This window comes from Rhizobium hidalgonense, assembly GCF_005862185.2.
Classification (GTDB): domain Bacteria; phylum Pseudomonadota; class Alphaproteobacteria; order Rhizobiales; family Rhizobiaceae; genus Rhizobium; species Rhizobium hidalgonense.
Map to the genome: position 1 here is coordinate 92396 of NZ_CP054027.1, position 17361 is coordinate 109756.

16 protein-coding genes and 1 pseudogene are annotated in these 17361 nt (G+C 61.0%); 11 read left to right on the plus strand and 6 right to left on the minus strand.

Annotated elements, in window-relative coordinates; translation table 11 throughout:
• Positions 1-141: 141 nt before the first annotated feature.
• Together pyc and FFM81_RS00400 are read left to right on the plus strand one after the other, a co-directional pair.
• A complete protein-coding gene (gene pyc / locus FFM81_RS00395; protein WP_003567593.1) occupies positions 142-3606 on the plus strand; it encodes a pyruvate carboxylase in 3465 nt (1154 codons plus the stop codon).
• A 186-nt stretch (positions 3607-3792) separates the two neighbouring features.
• Complete coding sequence (locus tag FFM81_RS00400) at positions 3793-4365, plus strand: NADPH-dependent FMN reductase (protein ID WP_003567592.1); 573 nt, start codon at positions 3793-3795, stop codon at positions 4363-4365.
• A gap of 56 nt (positions 4366-4421) precedes the next feature.
• Here the strand turns inward: FFM81_RS00400 and FFM81_RS00405 are convergent, their stop codons facing one another.
• From FFM81_RS00405 to FFM81_RS00420, 4 genes and pseudogenes are all read right to left on the minus strand, one after another.
• Positions 4422-5183 carry an amino acid ABC transporter ATP-binding protein gene (locus FFM81_RS00405; protein ID WP_003567590.1) on the minus strand — a complete coding sequence of 254 codons (762 nt, stop codon included), beginning with the start codon at positions 5181-5183 and terminating at the stop codon, positions 4422-4424.
• Positions 5180-5860: an amino acid ABC transporter permease gene (locus FFM81_RS00410; protein WP_003567587.1), complete on the minus strand. Its 681-nt coding sequence runs from the start codon at positions 5858-5860 to the stop codon at positions 5180-5182. Before FFM81_RS00410 ends, FFM81_RS00405 begins: the two co-directional genes overlap by 4 nt.
• Positions 5861-5947: 87 nt before the next feature.
• Positions 5948-6721 carry an amino acid ABC transporter substrate-binding protein gene (locus FFM81_RS00415; RefSeq protein ID WP_003567585.1) on the minus strand — a complete coding sequence of 258 codons (774 nt, stop codon included), beginning with the start codon at positions 6719-6721 and terminating at the stop codon, positions 5948-5950.
• Between the two features lie 154 nt (positions 6722-6875).
• A pseudogene (locus FFM81_RS00420) lies at positions 6876-7731 on the minus strand (DMT family transporter).
• A gap of 213 nt (positions 7732-7944) precedes the next feature.
• Here FFM81_RS00420 and FFM81_RS00425 point away from each other — a divergent pair.
• The 4 genes from FFM81_RS00425 to hisC all read left to right on the plus strand — a co-directional run bounded on the left by FFM81_RS00425 (position 7945) and on the right by hisC (position 12507).
• Positions 7945-8721 carry a DeoR/GlpR family DNA-binding transcription regulator gene (locus FFM81_RS00425; protein ID WP_037091824.1) on the plus strand — a complete coding sequence of 259 codons (777 nt, stop codon included), beginning with the start codon at positions 7945-7947 and terminating at the stop codon, positions 8719-8721.
• Between the two features lie 63 nt (positions 8722-8784).
• On the plus strand, positions 8785-9978 hold the full coding sequence (locus tag FFM81_RS00430; RefSeq protein WP_003567579.1) for an MFS transporter: 1194 nt from the start codon (positions 8785-8787) through the stop codon (positions 9976-9978).
• A 200-nt stretch (positions 9979-10178) separates the two neighbouring features.
• Complete coding sequence (gene ispG / locus FFM81_RS00435; RefSeq protein WP_037091823.1) at positions 10179-11429, plus strand: flavodoxin-dependent (E)-4-hydroxy-3-methylbut-2-enyl-diphosphate synthase; 1251 nt, start codon at positions 10179-10181, stop codon at positions 11427-11429.
• A gap of 16 nt (positions 11430-11445) precedes the next feature.
• Complete coding sequence (hisC, locus tag FFM81_RS00440; RefSeq protein ID WP_003567576.1) at positions 11446-12507, plus strand: histidinol-phosphate transaminase; 1062 nt, start codon at positions 11446-11448, stop codon at positions 12505-12507.
• 9 nt (positions 12508-12516) lie between these two features.
• Here hisC and FFM81_RS00445 read toward each other — a convergent pair whose 3' ends face one another.
• Positions 12517-13431: a polyprenyl synthetase family protein gene (locus tag FFM81_RS00445; protein ID WP_003567575.1), complete on the minus strand. Its 915-nt coding sequence runs from the start codon at positions 13429-13431 to the stop codon at positions 12517-12519.
• A gap of 134 nt (positions 13432-13565) precedes the next feature.
• Between FFM81_RS00445 and mtgA the strand changes: the two genes are divergently transcribed.
• The 5 genes from mtgA to FFM81_RS00470 all read left to right on the plus strand — a co-directional run bounded on the left by mtgA (position 13566) and on the right by FFM81_RS00470 (position 16676).
• A complete protein-coding gene (gene mtgA / locus FFM81_RS00450) occupies positions 13566-14303 on the plus strand; it encodes a monofunctional biosynthetic peptidoglycan transglycosylase (RefSeq protein WP_025417331.1) in 738 nt (245 codons plus the stop codon).
• A gap of 95 nt (positions 14304-14398) precedes the next feature.
• The gene (locus FFM81_RS00455; RefSeq protein WP_138385276.1) at positions 14399-15121 is read left to right on the plus strand and encodes a DUF1868 domain-containing protein; all 723 of its coding nucleotides are present in this window, start codon (positions 14399-14401) and stop codon (positions 15119-15121) included.
• A gap of 13 nt (positions 15122-15134) precedes the next feature.
• Complete coding sequence (locus FFM81_RS00460) at positions 15135-15782, plus strand: glutathione S-transferase family protein (protein ID WP_003567568.1); 648 nt, start codon at positions 15135-15137, stop codon at positions 15780-15782.
• 156 nt (positions 15783-15938) lie between these two features.
• Positions 15939-16124: a 50S ribosomal protein L32 gene (gene rpmF / locus FFM81_RS00465; RefSeq protein ID WP_003543812.1), complete on the plus strand. Its 186-nt coding sequence runs from the start codon at positions 15939-15941 to the stop codon at positions 16122-16124.
• 144 nt (positions 16125-16268) lie between these two features.
• The gene (locus tag FFM81_RS00470) at positions 16269-16676 is read left to right on the plus strand and encodes a hypothetical protein (protein ID WP_003567565.1); all 408 of its coding nucleotides are present in this window, start codon (positions 16269-16271) and stop codon (positions 16674-16676) included.
• On the opposite strand, the gene phaR is transcribed toward FFM81_RS00470, so the two are convergent.
• Positions 16671-17243: a polyhydroxyalkanoate synthesis repressor PhaR gene (gene phaR / locus FFM81_RS00475; protein ID WP_003567563.1), complete on the minus strand. Its 573-nt coding sequence runs from the start codon at positions 17241-17243 to the stop codon at positions 16671-16673. The two genes, FFM81_RS00470 and phaR, sit on opposite strands and share 6 nt — an antisense overlap.
• Between the last annotated feature and the right edge of the window lie 118 nt (positions 17244-17361).

Here is a 17361-nt window from a genome sequence, read left to right on the forward strand (position 1 = left end):
ACACTGCGGGGCGACATGCAGGAGAATGGCGAGAAATTGCATTTCGCAGTCGCAAGAGAAATTGAACTTCCTGTGACAAGAAGTTAAGAATTTCCTTCGCGGGTGCAGCATGCCCGCGTCTGAACGTCTGAGGAGACCGTTTTGCCCATTTCCAAGATTCTCGTTGCCAATCGCTCCGAAATTGCCATTCGCGTGTTCCGCGCGGCCAACGAGCTTGGAATAAAAACCGTGGCGATCTGGGCCGAAGAGGACAAGCTGGCGCTGCACCGCTTCAAGGCGGACGAAAGCTATCAGGTCGGCCGCGGCCCGCATCTTGCGCGCGATCTCGGGCCGATCGAAAGCTATCTGTCGATCGAGGAGGTGATCCGCGTCGCCAAGCTTTCGGGCGCCGACGCCATTCACCCGGGTTATGGCCTGCTGTCGGAAAGCCCCGAATTCGTCGATGCCTGCAACGAGGCCGGCATCATCTTCATCGGCCCGAAGGGCGACACGATGCGCCAGCTCGGCAACAAGGTCGCGGCCCGCAATCTGGCGATCTCGGTCGGCGTGCCAGTCGTGCCGGCGACCGAGCCGCTGCCTGACGATATGGCCGTGGTGGCGAAGATGGCGAATGATATCGGTTACCCCGTCATGCTGAAGGCCTCCTGGGGCGGCGGCGGCCGCGGCATGCGCGCCATCCGTGATCCGAAGGATCTCGCCCGCGAGGTGACCGAGGCCAAGCGCGAGGCGATGGCCGCCTTCGGCAAGGACGAGGTCTATCTGGAAAAGCTCGTCGAGCGCGCCCGCCACGTCGAAAGCCAGGTTCTCGGCGATACGCATGGAAATGTCGTGCATCTGTTCGAGCGTGACTGCTCGATCCAGCGCCGCAACCAGAAGGTCGTCGAGCGCGCGCCAGCCCCCTATCTCTCGGAAGCGCAGCGCCAGGAACTCGCCGCCTATTCGCTAAAGATCGCGGCGGCGACCAGCTATATCGGCGCCGGCACCGTCGAATATCTGATGGATGCCGATACCGGCAAATTCTACTTCATCGAGGTCAATCCGCGCATCCAGGTCGAGCATACGGTGACCGAAGTCGTCACCGGCATCGACATCGTCAAGGCGCAGATCCATATCCTCGACGGCTTTGCGATCGGTACGCCAGAATCCGGCGTCCCCGCTCAGGCCGACATCCGCCTCAACGGCCATGCGCTGCAGTGCCGTATCACCACCGAAGATCCGGAGCACAACTTCATTCCGGATTACGGCCGCATCACCGCCTATCGCTCGGCTTCCGGTTTCGGCATCCGGCTTGACGGCGGCACCTCCTATTCGGGCGCGATCATCACCCGCTACTACGATCCGCTGCTCGTCAAGGTCACGGCGTGGGCGCCGAACCCCTCCGAAGCCATCAGCCGCATGGACCGGGCGCTGCGCGAATTCCGCATCCGTGGTGTCGCCACCAACCTGACCTTCCTCGAAGCGATCATCGGCCATCCGAAATTCCGTGATAACAGCTACACCACGCGCTTCATCGACACGACGCCGGAACTGTTCCAGCAGGTCAAGCGCCAGGACCGCGCGACGAAGCTGCTCACCTATCTCGCCGACGTCACCGTCAATGGCCATCCCGAGGCCAAGGACCGGCCGCGGCCATTGGAAAACGCCGCGCAGCCGGTAGTGCCCTATGCCAACGGCAATGGCGTCAAGGACGGCACCAAGCAGCTTCTCGACACGCTCGGCCCGAAGAAATTCGGCGAATGGATGCGCAACGAGAAGCGCGTGCTTCTGACCGACACGACGATGCGCGACGGCCATCAGTCGCTGCTCGCCACCCGCATGCGCACCTATGACATTGCCCGCATCGCTGGCACCTATGCGCATGCGCTGCCGAACCTCTTGTCGCTGGAATGCTGGGGCGGCGCCACCTTCGACGTGTCGATGCGCTTCCTGACGGAAGATCCATGGGAACGTCTGGCGCTGATCCGCGAGGGCGCGCCAAACCTGCTGCTGCAGATGCTGCTGCGCGGCGCCAACGGTGTCGGCTACACCAACTATCCCGACAATGTGGTCAAATATTTCGTCCGCCAGGCGGCCCGCGGCGGCATCGATCTCTTCCGCGTCTTCGACTGCCTGAACTGGGTCGAGAACATGCGGGTGTCGATGGATGCGATTGCCGAGGAAAACAAGCTCTGCGAGGCGGCGATCTGCTATACCGGCGATATTCTGAACTCGGCCCGCCCGAAATACGATCTGAAATATTATACCGACCTTGCCGTCGAGCTGGAAAAAGCCGGCGCCCATATCATTGCGCTCAAGGATATGGCCGGCCTGCTCAAGCCTGCGGCGGCGAAGGTGCTGTTCAAGGCGTTGCGCGAAGCGACCAGCCTGCCGATCCATTTCCACACGCATGACACGTCGGGGATCGCGGCGGCGACCGTGCTTGCCGCGGTCGACGCGGGCGTCGATGCCGTCGATGCGGCGATGGATGCGCTGTCCGGTAATACTTCGCAGCCCTGTCTCGGCTCGATCGTCGAGGCGCTGCGCGGTACCGAGCGCGATCCTGGCCTCGATCCGGAATGGATCCGCCGCGTCTCCTTCTATTGGGAAGCGGTGCGCAACCAGTATGCCGCCTTCGAAAGCGATCTGAAGGGTCCGGCATCGGAAGTCTATCTGCATGAAATGCCGGGCGGTCAGTTCACCAATCTCAAGGAACAGGCCCGCTCGCTCGGTCTGGAGACCCGCTGGCATCGGGTGGCGCAGGCCTATGCCGACGCCAACCAGATGTTCGGCGATATCGTCAAGGTAACGCCGTCCTCCAAGGTGGTCGGCGACATGGCGCTGATGATGGTCTCCCAGGACCTGACGGTTGCCGATGTCGTCAGCCCCGACCGCGAAGTCTCCTTCCCGGAATCGGTGGTGTCGATGCTGAAGGGCGATCTCGGTCAGCCGCCATCGGGATGGCCGGAAGCGCTGCAGAAGAAGGCGCTGAAGGGCGACAAGCCCTATACCGTGCGTCCCGGTTCGCTGCTGAAGGAAGCCGATCTCGATGCCGAGCGTAAGGTCATCGAGACCAAGCTGGAACGTGAGATCAGCGATTTCGAATTCGCCTCCTATCTGATGTACCCGAAGGTCTTCACCGACTTCGCGCTGGCCTCCGATACCTACGGCCCGGTTTCGGTGCTGCCGACGCCTGCCTATTTCTACGGGCTTGGGGATGGCGAGGAGCTGTTTGCCGATATCGAACGCGGCAAGACGCTGGTTATCGTCAACCAGGCGATGAGTGCGACCGACAGCCAGGGCATGGTCACCATCTTCTTCGAGCTCAACGGCCAGCCGCGCCGCATCAAGGTGCCGGACCGCGCCCATGGGGCAACGGGCGCCGCCGTCCGGCGCAAAGCCGAACCCGGCAACGCCGTCCATGTCGGTGCGCCGATGCCGGGCGTCATCTCCCGCGTCTTCGTCTCCTCAGGCCAGGCCGTCAGTGCCGGCGATGTGCTCGTTTCGATCGAGGCGATGAAGATGGAAACGGCGCTGCACGCGGAAAAGGACGGCACCATCGCCGAAGTGTTGGTCAAGGCGGGCGATCAGATCGACGCCAAGGACCTGCTCGTCGTCTATGGCGGTTGAGCAATCGGCGGCTGTTCTGCTGCCGCCGATCTGCCAGCCAATCACCCGATTGTGTATGATCGGGCTGCCAAAAAGCTGATTTTTTCGGAGCTTTTGCCGCCTCCTCGCCTTGCCCAGCGAGGAGGCTTTCTCATAGACTTGTGATCCCACCACCCGCCCCCCAAGACCAATCAGGATATCATCTCCATGACCAAGCTGAAGATTGCCGTCATTGTCGGCAGCACGCGTATTGGCCGTTTTGCCGAACATCCGGCCAAGTGGATCGCCGAACTGGTCGGCCAGCGCCCCGATCTGGACGTCGAGATTCTCGATCTTCTCGACTATCCCATGCATTTCTTCGGCGAAGCGCGCGCCACGACGGCGGAAAGCGACTCCGCTGAGCGCTGGAAAAAGAAGCTGCGCGAATTCGACGGCTTCATATTCACTGTCGCCGAGTACAACCATGCGCCGACGGCTGTTCTGAAGAACGCCATCGATCTCGGCGAATTCATCCAGAAGCCGGTCGGTTTCGTCGGTTACGGCGGCGTCGGCGGCGCCCGTGCAGTCGAGCAGCTGCGCCTGATCTTCGTGGAAATGAGTGCTGCTTCCGTCAAGACCGGCGTCCACATCGCATTCAGCGAATATCTTGCCGTTCTCAAGGAGGGCAAGAGCCTTGGCGACTACGCCCATCTCAACGAGGCTGCGAAGAACCTGCTCGATCAGATCACCTGGTGGGGCAATGCGCTGAAGGCTGCGCGCTCCGTCGTCACCTCGGCCTGAGGAAGGGCGCTTAGACGCAAAAGGGTCTCACGTGAATCACGATTCACGTGAGACATTCAGATGTCGTAGGTATGGGCGGCGTTGATCGTCGAGATGAAGCGCTTGGTGCGTTCGCGCTCCGGCGCAGTGAAGATCGCCCTGGCGCTGCCCGTTTCCACCACGCTTCCGGCTTCCAGGAAGACGACGTCATTGGCGATCTTCGACGCAAGCCTGAGATCGTGGGTCGCCATCACCATCGTCGTCCCTTCACGGGCAAGCTGGCCGAGCACATCGACCACTTCGGCCGAAAGTTCCGGATCGAGCGCCGAAGTCGGCTCGTCGCAGAGCAACACGCGCGGCGACGGCGCCAAGGCGCGAGCGATCGCCACACGCTGCTGCTGACCGCCTGAGAGCGTCGACGGCCAAGCGTCGGCCTTATGGGTCATGCCGACCTTGGTCAAGAGCTCCATGGCGCGTGCACGCGCGTTTTCCCGCGGCCATCTCAGCACCGTCACCAGGCCCTCCATGACATTCTCGATCGCGGTCTGATGCGGGAAAAGCTGAAAATTCTGGAAGACCATGCCGGTCTGGCGGCGGATCTTCTGGATCGCCTGCCAGCTCGTTCGTTGACCCGGTGCAAAGGACAGCGTTTCCTCTCCGAGGCGGATTGCCCCGGCGGTGGGGATTTCGAGCAGGTTGATGCAGCGTAGCAGCGTGCTCTTGCCGCCGCCGGACGGTCCGACCAGCGCGGTGACGCTGCCTTCGGGAATCCGGATGCTGATATCCTTGAGGATGACGGCGTCGCCGAAGCGCTTTTCGATGTTGGAAAGCTCGATCATGCATTGGCCTCCAGCATGCCGCCGTAGCGCGCGAAGCGGCGCTCCAGCCGCACTTGCAGCTGCGAGAGAACGGAGCTCAGCACAAGATAGAGCAGCGCCGCCTCGATATAGAGGATCAGCGGTTCATAGGTGGTGGCGACGATGCGCTGCGCTGCCTGAAAGAGCTCCGGCACGGTGATGGCGGCAGCAAGCGAAGTATCCTTGACCAGCGAGATGAAGGTGTTTGACAGCGGCGGTACGGCGACGCGGGCGGCCTGCGGCAGGATGGTGCGGCTCATCGCCTGGCGCCAGCTCATGCCGATCGAATAGGCGGCCTCCCACTGGCCCTTCGGCACCGAGGAGATGACGGCGCGGATGATCTCGGAGCTGTAGGCGCCGATATTCAGGGTAAAGCCGATGAGGGCGGCGGGAAAGGCATCGAGCAGGATGCCGATGCTTGGCAGGCCGTAGAAAATCACGAAGAGCTGGACGAGCAGCGGTGTGCCGCGGATCACCCAGACATAAAAGCGGGCAATAGCCGCGACCGGCGCGGGGCCGAACAGTCGGGCAATCGCGGTAATCAGCCCGAGGAGCAATCCGAATACGAAGGAAAGCAGCGTGAGGGGGATGGTGAAGATCAGTCCCGCCCAGAGGAGTGAGGGGAGCGATTCCGCCATCAGTTGGAGCCAGTGCGGCAAGGGGTATTCCCTCTCGGTTGGATCGTCGTATCTCGGAATACCCCTCCCCAACCCCTGGGTTGGGGAGGGGACTTCTTTGACAGGAACTTACTTCGAAACGTCCTGGCCGAAATACTTGTCGGCGATCTTCTTGTAAGTACCGTCGGCCTTGATGTCGGCAAGCGCCTTATTGATTTCGGCAAGAAGCTCCGGCTCGTTCTTGCGGATGATGATGCCGGAATAATCGGCATTTTCCTGCTCGGCGGCGATCTTCACCGGCGCGTCCGGCTTGTGTTTCTTGAAATCGAGGAAGGAGAGACTGTCGTTGATCGTCGCGTCGGCGCGCTTGGTCAGCACCAGCTGGATCGACTGGTCGAAACCGTCGGTGCCGACGAGCTCGGCGCCGGCTTCGGTTGCGATCTTGCCGAAGTTGCTTGTCAGCGACTGGGCGGATTTCTTGCCCTTGAGGTCGGCGAAAGTCTTGATGCTGTCGTCGCCGTCGCGGACGATCAGTACGGCCTTGGAAGCGATATAGGGCTCGGAGAAATCGTATTTCTGCTTGCGGGCTTCGGTGATGCCAACCTGGTTGATGACGGTGTCGTAGCGCTTGGCGTCGAGGCCGGCGATCAGGCCATCCCACTTGCCCTCGACGAACTCGGCCTTGACGCCGAGTTTGGCGGCGATCGCTTCGCCGATCTCGACGTCGAATCCGACGAGCTTGCCGCTTTCGTCATGATAGGTGAAGGGCGCGTAGGTGCCTTCGGTGCCGATCTTGAAGACGCCGGCCGATTTGATGGTGGCGAGGTTTTCGCCGGCATGGGCCGGCAGGAGGGCTGCAGCCTGAATGAGGGCGGCGGCGGCGACGGTTTTCAACCAGTTCATAGTTTTATCCATCCTTGGGAGGTTGTGATCGGATGAGAGATAGTTCGCAGAAATCTAGGGCGCCGGAAGCGTAAAAAACTGCGAATAAAAGCGGCAATTGCAAATATTTTTCTCAAGCGGCCGGTTGAACCGGTAATGCCTTGGAAAATACGCATCACACGGCGATAGGGCGACGCAACCTTTCGCTGACGATGATGATCAGCCCGGCGCCGAGGATCATGCATGCGCCGGCGATGACGTTTAGCGTCGGGATATCGGCCCAGATCAGATAGCCGAGGAGGAAGGCCCAGACGAGCGAGGTATATTCGAATGGCGCAAGCACGGAGACGGGTGCACGGCGCATGCCTTCGAAGAGGGCGAACTGCGCCGAGCCGGCAACGACGCCGGTGGCGATGAGAAGTGCCAGCTGCGTCATGTCAGGGGTGCGCCAGGTATAGAGGACGGCAACACCTGTCATAATAAGGAAGAAGACGCTGGACGGTGGTCTTCTCATGCAGCGAGGTCTTGCGCAGCAGCACCATGGCGGAGGCCCAGAGGACGGCTGCCTGCAGCGCCAGATAGACCGGCCAGGAAATGGCAAGACCGATTGGGTTGCAGGCAATGAGCACCCCGACGAACCCGACGCCGACGGCGAGCCAGCGCGCAGGCGTGACCTCCTCCTTGAGGATGAGCCATGCAAGCAGGGTGCCGACGACGGGGGCGGCGTAATAAAGCGTGGTCACCTCGGCCAGCTGCAGGTGGCTTGCGGCGGAATAATAGGAAAGCCATGCTGAGAGAAGAAGGATGCTGCGGGCGATCATCGGCTTGATGATCGGCGATGCCATCGTCTGGCGGACGAGCTTGCCGCGGCCAAAGGCGAGACAACCGAGCAGGATCGTCAGACTGCGGAAAAACAGGATCTGCCAGACCGGGATGCTTGAAGTCAGGATCTTGATCATCGCGTCATGGAAGGTGAACGCCATATAGGCGGCGCTCGTGAGCAGAATGCCCAGGCTGACGGAGTTTTTCACGGGAGATGCACCAGATGGCGGGTTGCCGGCGGGGAATCGAGAATATCCGATCGATATTCTCAGGCCACGAACCGGTCAATAGGCCATATTTCGATCTGGTGGCGGAGCTTTGTTTCATAACGTCAGAAAACGTGTGAACATGCATATTGCCTGCACGATCATCAGCGTTTATGCACGTTTTCCAATTATCTGAGGTGTCGAACCGGTAAGAACATGCAGGATTTTTTGTTGCGGGAGCGCCAGGGTGTGATTTCGGAAAGGCTGCGGTTGAACGGCCGCGTGCTGGCGGCGGAACTCGCGCTCGAATTCGGCGTCTCCGAGGATACAGTGCGGCGCGACCTGCGTGAAATGGCAAAAGCGGGCCTTTGCGAGCGAGTTTATGGCGGCGCTTTGCCGGTTTCGCCGGCGCATGAAAGCTTGGCGCAGCGCATCGGTTTTGCCGCTGATCGCAAGCAGGCCTTAGCGCAGGCTGCGGCGAAGCAGATCGCTGCCGGTTCGTGCGTGTTTTTCGATGCCGGCAGCACCAACCTGGCAATTGCAAATGCATTGCCGGCCGAACTCGAACTGACGGCTGCAACGAATGCGCCGGCGATCGCCGTAGCGCTGATCGACAAGCCCGCCGTCAACGTCATCCTGATCGGTGGAATGGTGGATCGGCAGACCGGCGGCGCGCTCGGTGCCAAGGCATTGCGGGATATGGAGCAGATTTCGCCCGATCTCTGCATCCTCGGCGCTTGCGGCATCGATCTCGAGGCCGGCATTACGGTGTTCGGCTTCGAGGATGCGGAGTTCAAACGGTTTGCGGCATCGAGAAGCAAGAAGGTACTCGCGGCGGTAACCTCGGAGAAATTCAGCACCGCTGCTCCCCACAGCATCCTCCCGGTTGCGCATTGCGAGTGCCTCGTCGTCGAGCACAATGCCGATCCCGCAATTCTTGCGGGTTACCGCGAGCGTGGGTGCAGGACCGTCATCGCTGAAAAAACGAACTGAGCCGCCACTTTAGAGTTAAGAAAAAACGGGCGCTCCCAAGCCCGAGAACGAGGAAAGACCGAAATGGATAGCCATGTGAATGCGCCGCCGGCAGCTCGAAGCGGCTTCGTTACCAGAAGCCGGGCGGCGGTTTCGCTGCTCTTTCTCATGAACGGTTTCGTCGTCGGCTGCTGGGCTCCGAAGATCCCGGATTTTGCTGAACGTCTGGCGCTCTCCAAGTTCGAGCTTGGGCTGATGATCCTCGTCTTCGGCGTCGGCTCGCTGGTGATGATGCCGATCGCGGGCGCCCAGATCGCCAAACACGGCTCGCGTATCGTCGTTCAGGTGTTGGCTGTCTGTGTGTTGCCCCTGCTCCTGGCCTTGACGCTGGCGCCGAACGTGATCACCGGGGCAATCTCGCTCTTCCTGTTCGGCGGTTTCATCGGCGCCATGGATGTGGCGATGAATGCCAATGCGGTGTCGGTCGAAAAATCCATGCGCCGCTCCATCATGTCGTCCTGCCACGCTTTCTGGAGCCTCGGCGGGTTGATCGGCTCGGGTCTCGGCGGCATCGTGATTTCCAAGCTCGGCATTCTCGGCCATGCCGAGCTGGCGACGGTGCTGGCGGCGATCTTCCTTGCTCTGGCATGGCCGATGATCCTGGCCGATCCGCCGCATCCCGACACCAAGAAAGAAAAGACCAGGCTGCCGATGGTGCCGCTGCCGTGGCTGCTCGGATTGATGGCCTTGTTTTCCATGGTGCCGGAAGGCGCGGTGCTCGACTGGGGCGCGCTCTATCTTCGCCAGGAAATGGATGCGTCCGTGGCGCTGTCCGGTCTCGGTTTTGCAGCCTTTTCGGCGACGATGGCAATCATGCGTTTTGCCGGCGATCTGGTGCGCGATCGTCTGGGTGGCGTCAAGACGCTGCGGATCTGCACGCTTTTTGCCATTGTCGGCATGCTGCTTGCAGGCTTGGCCCCCAATGCCGAGCTCGCCATTCTGGGCTTTGCTTTTTGCGGTATCGGCATTTCCAACATGGTGCCGATCGCTTTCTCGGCGGCGGGCAATATTCCCGGACTTAAGCCCGGCATCGGCATCTCGGTGGTCACCACGATGGGCTATTCCGGCATGCTGGTTGCGCCGTCCCTGATCGGCTTCGTCGCCGAGCATGTCGGCTTCGCGGCGGTCTTCATGGCGCTGCCGGTGCTGCTGTTGGTCGTTCTGCTGTTCTCCAAACTGGCCCATTATGCCGACGGAGTTTCCGGGGGCGGCCACTGAGGCGCCTCCCGACAAAAGTGATATCAGGAGCGGTTGACAAGGAAGCAGTCATGATCCACCTGAAAGACACTGTTTCTAAAGCGCGTCGCAATCTTTCAGATTGGGTCCTCGCGCTTTAGGTCTTTGTTTGACGCATGTCGTTATCGCAAAACCGCTCACACACTTTTGCGCGACATGCTTTAGGGGTGCAAGAACTCTTCATGTCTTCAGCCGCCGATTTTGATCCGAAACCGCGCCGCGCTTCCGTTGCCGTCGATGTCGGCGGCGTCATCGTCGGCGGCGGGGCGCCGGTCGTCGTGCAATCGATGACGAATACCGATACGGCCGATATCGATTCGACCGTCGCCCAGGTCGCGGCCCTCCACCGGGCGGGCTCGGAGCTAGTGCGCATCACCGTCGACCGCGATGAGAGTGCGGCCGCCGTGCCGAAGATCCGCGAGCGGCTGCTACGGCTCGGAATGGACGTGCCGCTAATCGGCGACTTTCATTATATCGGACACAAGCTGCTTGCCGATCATCCCGATTGTGCCGCAGCGCTGGCGAAATATCGCATCAACCCCGGCAATGTCGGCTTCAAGGACAAGAAGGACAAGCAGTTCGCCGAGATCATCGAGATGGCGATCCGCTATGACAAGCCGGTGCGCATCGGCGTCAACTGGGGTTCGCTCGATCAGGATCTGCTGACGGCGCTGATGGACCAGAATGCCGCGGCCGGCTCGCCGCTTTCGGCCCGGCAGGTGACGCGCGAGGCGATCGTGCAGTCGGCTCTGCTTTCGGCAGCCCTTGCTGAAGAGATCGGCCTGCCGCGCAACCGCATCATCCTGTCGGCCAAAGTCAGCCAAGTGCAGGACCTGATCGCCGTCAATTCGATGCTCGCCGAGCGCTCCAATCATGCCTTGCATCTCGGTCTGACAGAGGCCGGCATGGGCACTAAGGGCATCGTCGCCTCGTCGGCGGCGATGGGCTTCGTGCTTCAGCACGGCATCGGCGATACGATCCGCGTGTCGCTGACACCGGAGCCGAACGGCGACCGCACGCGCGAAGTCCAGGTGGCGCAGGAAATCCTGCAGGTCATGGGCTTCCGCCAGTTCATCCCTGTCGTTGCCGCCTGTCCCGGCTGTGGGCGCACGACGTCGACAGTCTTCCAGGAACTGGCCCAGAACATCCAGAACGACATCCGCAAGAATATGCCGATCTGGCGCAAGAAATATCCCGGCGTCGAGGCGCTGAACGTCGCCGTGATGGGCTGCATCGTCAACGGACCAGGCGAAAGCAAACATGCCGATATCGGCATTTCGCTTCCCGGCACCGGCGAGACACCGGCAGCCCCTGTGTTCATCGACGGCAAGAAGGCGCTGACGCTGCGCGGCCCCAATATCGCCGCCGACTTCGAGGCGCTTGTCGTCGATTATATCGAGAAGCGTTTCAGCCAGCGGACGGCGGCGGAATGAAGGTCAGCGAATTCGAATGAGCCGGTACTGGTCTGATATCGTCAGCAGGCTCCAGCCCTATGTCGCCGGGGAGCAACCGCGTATTCCCGGCCTGGTCAAGCTCAACACCAACGAGAACCCCTACGGGCCTTCGCCGAAGGCGCTGGAGGCGATCAGGCAAGCAGCGGACGATCGTCTGCGGCTCTATCCCGACCCGGCGGCGACGGAATTGCGCGAGACGATCGCGGCTCGTCACGGTCTGACGGCGGGCGAAGTTTTTGTCGGCAACGGCTCGGACGAGGTCCTTGCCCATACTTTTCAGGCACTGTTGAAACACGAGCGGCCGCTTCTCTATCCCGATGTCACCTATAGCTTCTATCCGACTTATAGCCTGCTATACGACATCGAGGCGATCGAGATTCCTGTCGATGACGGGTTCCAGATCCGGCTGGCGGATTACGACAGGCCATGCGGCGCCATCATCATCCCCAATCCGAACGCACCGACCGGCATCGGCCTGCCGCTCGCCGACATAGAGGCGCTTGTCGCCGCCCATCCGGATGCGGTCGTGGTGATCGACGAGGCCTATGTCGATTTCGGCGGTGACAGCGCTGTCCCGCTTATTCCCAAATATCCCAATCTGCTTGTCATTCAGACCCTGTCGAAATCCCGCTCCTTTGCGGGCCTACGCGTCGGTTTTGCGCTGGGCCAGCGGGACCTGATCGAGGCGCTGGTGCGCGTCAAGGACAGCTTCAATTCCTATCCGCTCGATCGCCTGGCGCAGGTCGCCGCGACGGCGGCGATCGAGGACGAAGCATGGTTCGAGACATGCCGGAAGAAGCTCATCGCCAGCCGGGACGGCCTGGTGCGAGAGCTCGAAGCGCTGGCTTTTCAAGTGCTGCCGTCCCAGGCGAATTTCGTGTTTGCAAGGCATGACAGCCGGTCGAGCGCAACACTTTTAGCGGCTCTCAGGAAGCGTGGCGTTCTCGTCCGCCAATTTGCCAAGCCGCGTATTTCGGATTTCCTGCGCATCAGCATCGGCACCGACGAGGAATGCGCCCGTCTGATTGCCGCTCTCAAAGAGATATTGGCAGCCTGAGCTGCCGGTTCAGCTCTTCCGGTCGGCGATGAACTGCGCTGCGGCGATGAGGGTTGAGGCGCGGGCGCGGTAGGGGGCAAGCAGAGCCTCGGCGTCGCGGACATGCCGGCGAAGCTCGCTCTCGGCCCATTCGATGCCGTGCAGGGCAACAAGCGTTCCCTTGCCGCGGGCCGCATCCTTGCCGGTTGCCTTGCCCATGGTCGCAGCATCCGAGGTCAGGTCCAGAATGTCGTCGGCGAGCTGGAAGGCAAGGCCGATTTTTTCGCCGAATGCGCGCAAGCGGCGGCGATCCTCCGGCGAGCCTGCCGAGATGATGGCGCCGGCTTCGCAGGCGAAGCGGATCAGTGCGCCGGTTTTCATCGCCTGCAGGCGGATGATGCCGGCCTCGTCGGGGGCCTGTCTTTCCGCCGCGAGATCGAGCGCCTGGCCGCCGGCCATGCCGCCGAGACCGGCAGCGCGGGCAAGAGCCAGCACCAGTGCCGCCTTGCTGGTGTCGGGAAGGGTGGTTTCCGGCGCGGCGATGATGTCGAAGGCGTAGGTCAGCAGGCTGTCGCCTGCGAGGATCGCAGTGGCTTCATCGAATTTGATGTGGACCGTCGGTTTGCCGCGGCGCAGATCATCGTCGTCCATGGCCGGCAGATCGTCATGCACGAGCGAATAACAATGGACGCATTCGAGTGCTGCGCCGACGCGAAGGGCCGCCTCGGCGTCGCCGCCGAGAAGGGCAGCGCTTTCGACGACCAGGAACGGGCGCAGCCGCTTGCCGCCGTTCAGCACGGCATAGTGCATGGCGCTGCGCAAGGTTTCTGGCCTGCCAATTTCGTCGGAGAGGGGGTTCGGTAAAAGCAATGCGTCGAGCAGCGCCTCGATCTCGCGGGCGTTGTTCTTCAGCCTCGTCTCGAAAGTGTCCAGGTTCGCTTCCATGGGCGCTGTTTGGCATGAGCGCCCCCGGGCTTGCAACGGAATTGTCGATGGCGCAGCAAGATTTGCCGCGCACTCTGGCATAAGCGGCCCACAGGCGTTATGAGAACGACAGGAGCGAAATCGGGCTGGGGACATTGGATATAGCGCCAGAGATAGAGGACAGCGTCGACGCGCCGGCCCAGCGGCGATGGTTTGGAGACCAGCGCGTGTTGAAACGCATTGTCCTTGCCGTGCTGGCCCTGCTGATCCTTCCCTATGGTCTGATCTTCTTCTACCTGCTGCCCTTTATCCACCCGGTCTCGACGCTGATGCTGCGCGATCTCGTGCTGTTGCGCGGCTATGACCGCCGATGGGTGTCGCTCGATGACATTGCCCCGGTTCTGGTGCAATCGGTGATGATGTCCGAAGACGGGCAATATTGCTTCCACGGCGGCGTCGACTGGGCCGAGATGCGCATGCTGGTCGAGGATACGCTGAAAGGCCAGGCGACCCGCGGCGGCAGCACCATACCGATGCAGACGGCAAAGAACCTGTTTCTCTGGAACGGCCGCTCCTTCGTGCGCAAGGCGATGGAGCTTCCGCTTGCTGTTTCCACGGATTTCGTTCTGTCGAAGCGGCGGCTGATGGAAATCTATCTCAACATCGCCGAATGGGGTCCGGGCATCTACGGCATCGAGGCGGCGGCCCAGCATCATTTCAAGGTGCCGGCCTCGAGGCTGACGCGGCGCCAGGCATCGCTGCTCGCGGTCTCGCTGCCGAACCCGATCGATCGCAATGCCGGCAAACCGGGCCGCGGCCTTCGCCGGCTTGCCGGCGTCATCGAGCGGCGGGCACAGGGTTCCGGCGATTACATCAAATGCATCTATGACTGAGATCAGAACTTGTCGTTGGTAGCCGCAAGCGTCATCTGACATTCTTGATTCTGCCATATGGGCGGTGCAGTCCAATCGGAGCCCCTGAGTCGCCCATGACCGCTACGACGTTTTCTCCCGAGCTTCTTTTCTATTCGAAGACGCACAATCCGACCCCGCCCGCCCATCTCGGCAGCCGCTATCGCAAGGTCGGCGGCTTCCTGCCGGAAGCAGGCAATACCATCGTCTGCCATGTCGAGAAGGGATCGCGGACGCAGGCGGTGCTGATCGAGGCGCGGGAGACATATCTGGCAATGCCCGAAGCTCCGCAGTTCGTCTTCACGCCGATAACAAGTCTTCACATGACGCTCTTCGAAGGTCTCATCGACACCCGACGCCGGTGGGATTGCTGGCCGGGCGATCTTCCGCTCGAGACGCCGATCGACGACATCACCGAGCTGATGGCGGCGCGGCTCGAAGGGTTCTCGATGGCCGCCCCCTTCAAGGTCGCCGTCGTCGAAGCTCGCCCGTCGGGTCTGCTGCTCGACGGGGCGACGCAGAATGACCGGAGGGTCATGCGCGCCTGGCGCAACGCCTTTGCCGATCTCCTCGGCTATCGCCAGCCGAACCACGAGGATTACAGGTTCCACATGACCTTCGCCTATCCGGTCGAATGGCTTGAGGACGAAGCCCTGCCGCGCTGGCAGGCGATGCTCGATGACGTTGCCGAGGATATCCGCCGCAAGGCCCCTGTTTTCGAGCTGACGCCGCCGGCATTCTGCGTCTTCGGGGATATGAATCATTTCCACGAATTGCTGATTTTCGATTTCGACGCCTGAAGGGGAGAGACCCATGGACAGACCGACGCTCTATATCGCCAACAAGAACTATTCCTCCTGGTCGTTCCGGCCCTGGATGGCGCTGACGGGCCTGGGCATCGATTTCGAAGAGGTGCTGATCCCCTTCGACGACGCAGCCGGCAATCCGAATATCAAGGCCGTATCTCCGACCGGGCGAGTGCCGCTCCTGCAGCATGGCACATTGAAGATCTGGGAATCGCTGGCGATCATCGAATATGCCGCCGAGCTGTATCCCGACGCCGGCCTTCTGCCTGCTGATCGTGCCCAGCGGTCGCTTGCCCGCTCCGTTTCGATGGAAATGCTGTCGAGCTTCCGGGCTCTGCGCAGCGCCTGCCCGATGAATATGCGCCGGCCGAAGGCCAGGATCGCCTTGCCGGATGGCGTCGATACCGATGTCAGCCGCATCGAGACGATCTGGCGGGATCTGCTGCAGCAATCCGGCGGGCCGTTTCTCTTCGGCGCGTTCAGCGGGGCGGATGCGATGTTTGCGCCTGTCGTCAACCGGTTCGAGATCTATGACCTCGTCAATCGACGTGATACGCTCACCTACATGCAGACCATGAAGGCGCATCCGGCCTGGCGGAAATGGGAAGAGGCGGCGCGCGCCGAGCCCTGGATCGTGCCGGAAGACGAAGTCTGAACGGGAAATCATCGGCTTCTCAAAAAATATGCATGGGGACTGGTCAAGGCCGCCCCTTGCATGTATAAGCGCGCAAAATTTCCGAAATCGCGACATGTCCGTTTCGGCCGCCAGTCTGGCCGTGGGAATGTTTTGCCCGCAAGTGGAGTAAGAGAAATGGCTGTACCGAAGAGAAAAACAAGCCCGTCCAAGCGCGGTATGCGCCGTTCGGCTGACGCGCTGAAGGCTCCGACCTATGTCGAAGACAAGAACTCCGGCGAACTGCGCCGCCCGCATCATATCGACCTGAAGACCGGCATGTATCGCGGCCGCCAGGTTCTGACGCCGAAGGAAAGCGCATAATTTCCGATTTCGGCTGGTCCGATCGAAGGTTTCAAGGCCGGCGTCACGCCGGCCTTTTCATATTCAGCGATATAATATTTGCAACGACTTGCAGTGGGGCAATGCTTTGCGGCAGTATTCTTGCAGCCGCCAAGGAGATTGCCGATGATAGCCGCAATGCCGCTGATGATTATTCCCTTCGTTCTCTACAATCTGGCGATGCTCGGCCTGATGGGCGATGGCGGTATTCCGGCGCTGCAGCATGATGTCATCGTATTGTCGATGATCTCAGGCGCGATCTGGAGCATGGCGCTCGGCGATCTTTTCATCGTCATAGCGCTTGTCGTGCTGTTCTTCGAAATCCTGAAAGCGACCAGAACGGGTCCCGGCAACCTCATCAACCACATCTTGTCGATGCTGGTTTTCATCGCCTTCCTGGTCGAGTTTCTGCTCGTCCGGGATGCTGCGACGCAGGTCTTCTTCATTTTGATGACGATCGCTCTGATCGATGTGATCGGCGGCTTTGCCGTCTCGATCCGGAGCGCCGGGCGGGATGTCTCGATCGGATTATAGGTTGTCGAGTTTATTCTGAAGGGCGCGAAGCTGTTCCTTCAGCTCATCGATATCCTTGGCCTCGGCCTTGCGGCTTTCCTTTGCAGGCGGCGTCATGAAGGGCGAGAACATCTGCATCGCCTGCTGAAACAGCTCGGTATTGCGGCGAACCTGGTCCTCGACCATCTGCATCGGCAGCTGCAGGTTCTTGCCGAGCGGTGTTTCGCCGAAGGCGCGGTTCACCTGCTCGCGCATCTGGGACTGCTGTTCGGTAAAGGCGCGCATCGAATGTTCGAGAAAGCTCGGCACGACCATCTGCATCTGGTCGCCGTAATAGGTGATGAGCTGGCGCAGGAAGGAGATCGGGAGCAAAGTGTTGCCGGTCTTCGATTCCTGCTCGAAGATGATCTGGGTCAGCACCGAATGCGTGATGTCATCTCCGCTTTTTGCATCCTGGACGGTAAATTCTTCGCCCTTCTTCACCATCTCCGCCAGGTCTTCCAGCGTGACGTAGGTGCTGGTGCCTGTATTGTATAGCCGGCGATTGGCGTATTTCTTGATGACAATCTGACCCTCATGCTTCGCCATATCAGTCTCCTGGACCCCCGTCTGAATTATGGATATTCCTCCATTTCAGACTGTAAACGCAAAAGAAGGCCGGTGACAATCTCTTTGTGCGATGCGGCAAACCTTTCACAGAGCAGAT

Coding starts and splice junctions, on each gene's coding strand:
- FFM81_RS00415 (WP_003567585.1), bottom strand. CDS start 6,721: ATGAACTGGTTGAAAACCGTCGCCGCCGCCGCCCTCATTCAGGCTGCA.
- FFM81_RS00430 (WP_003567579.1), top strand. CDS start 8,785: ATGGATAGCCATGTGAATGCGCCGCCGGCAGCTCGAAGCGGCTTCGTT.
- rpmF (WP_003543812.1), top strand. CDS start 15,939: ATGGCTGTACCGAAGAGAAAAACAAGCCCGTCCAAGCGCGGTATGCGC.
- FFM81_RS00455 (WP_138385276.1), top strand. CDS start 14,399: ATGACCGCTACGACGTTTTCTCCCGAGCTTCTTTTCTATTCGAAGACG.
- FFM81_RS00445 (WP_003567575.1), bottom strand. CDS start 13,431: ATGGAAGCGAACCTGGACACTTTCGAGACGAGGCTGAAGAACAACGCC.
- hisC (WP_003567576.1), top strand. CDS start 11,446: ATGAGCCGGTACTGGTCTGATATCGTCAGCAGGCTCCAGCCCTATGTC.
- FFM81_RS00470 (WP_003567565.1), top strand. CDS start 16,269: ATGATAGCCGCAATGCCGCTGATGATTATTCCCTTCGTTCTCTACAAT.
- ispG (WP_037091823.1), top strand. CDS start 10,179: ATGTCTTCAGCCGCCGATTTTGATCCGAAACCGCGCCGCGCTTCCGTT.
- phaR (WP_003567563.1), bottom strand. CDS start 17,243: ATGGCGAAGCATGAGGGTCAGATTGTCATCAAGAAATACGCCAATCGC.
- FFM81_RS00405 (WP_003567590.1), bottom strand. CDS start 5,183: ATGATCGAGCTTTCCAACATCGAAAAGCGCTTCGGCGACGCCGTCATC.
- FFM81_RS00400 (WP_003567592.1), top strand. CDS start 3,793: ATGACCAAGCTGAAGATTGCCGTCATTGTCGGCAGCACGCGTATTGGC.
- FFM81_RS00460 (WP_003567568.1), top strand. CDS start 15,135: ATGGACAGACCGACGCTCTATATCGCCAACAAGAACTATTCCTCCTGG.
- FFM81_RS00425 (WP_037091824.1), top strand. CDS start 7,945: ATGCAGGATTTTTTGTTGCGGGAGCGCCAGGGTGTGATTTCGGAAAGG.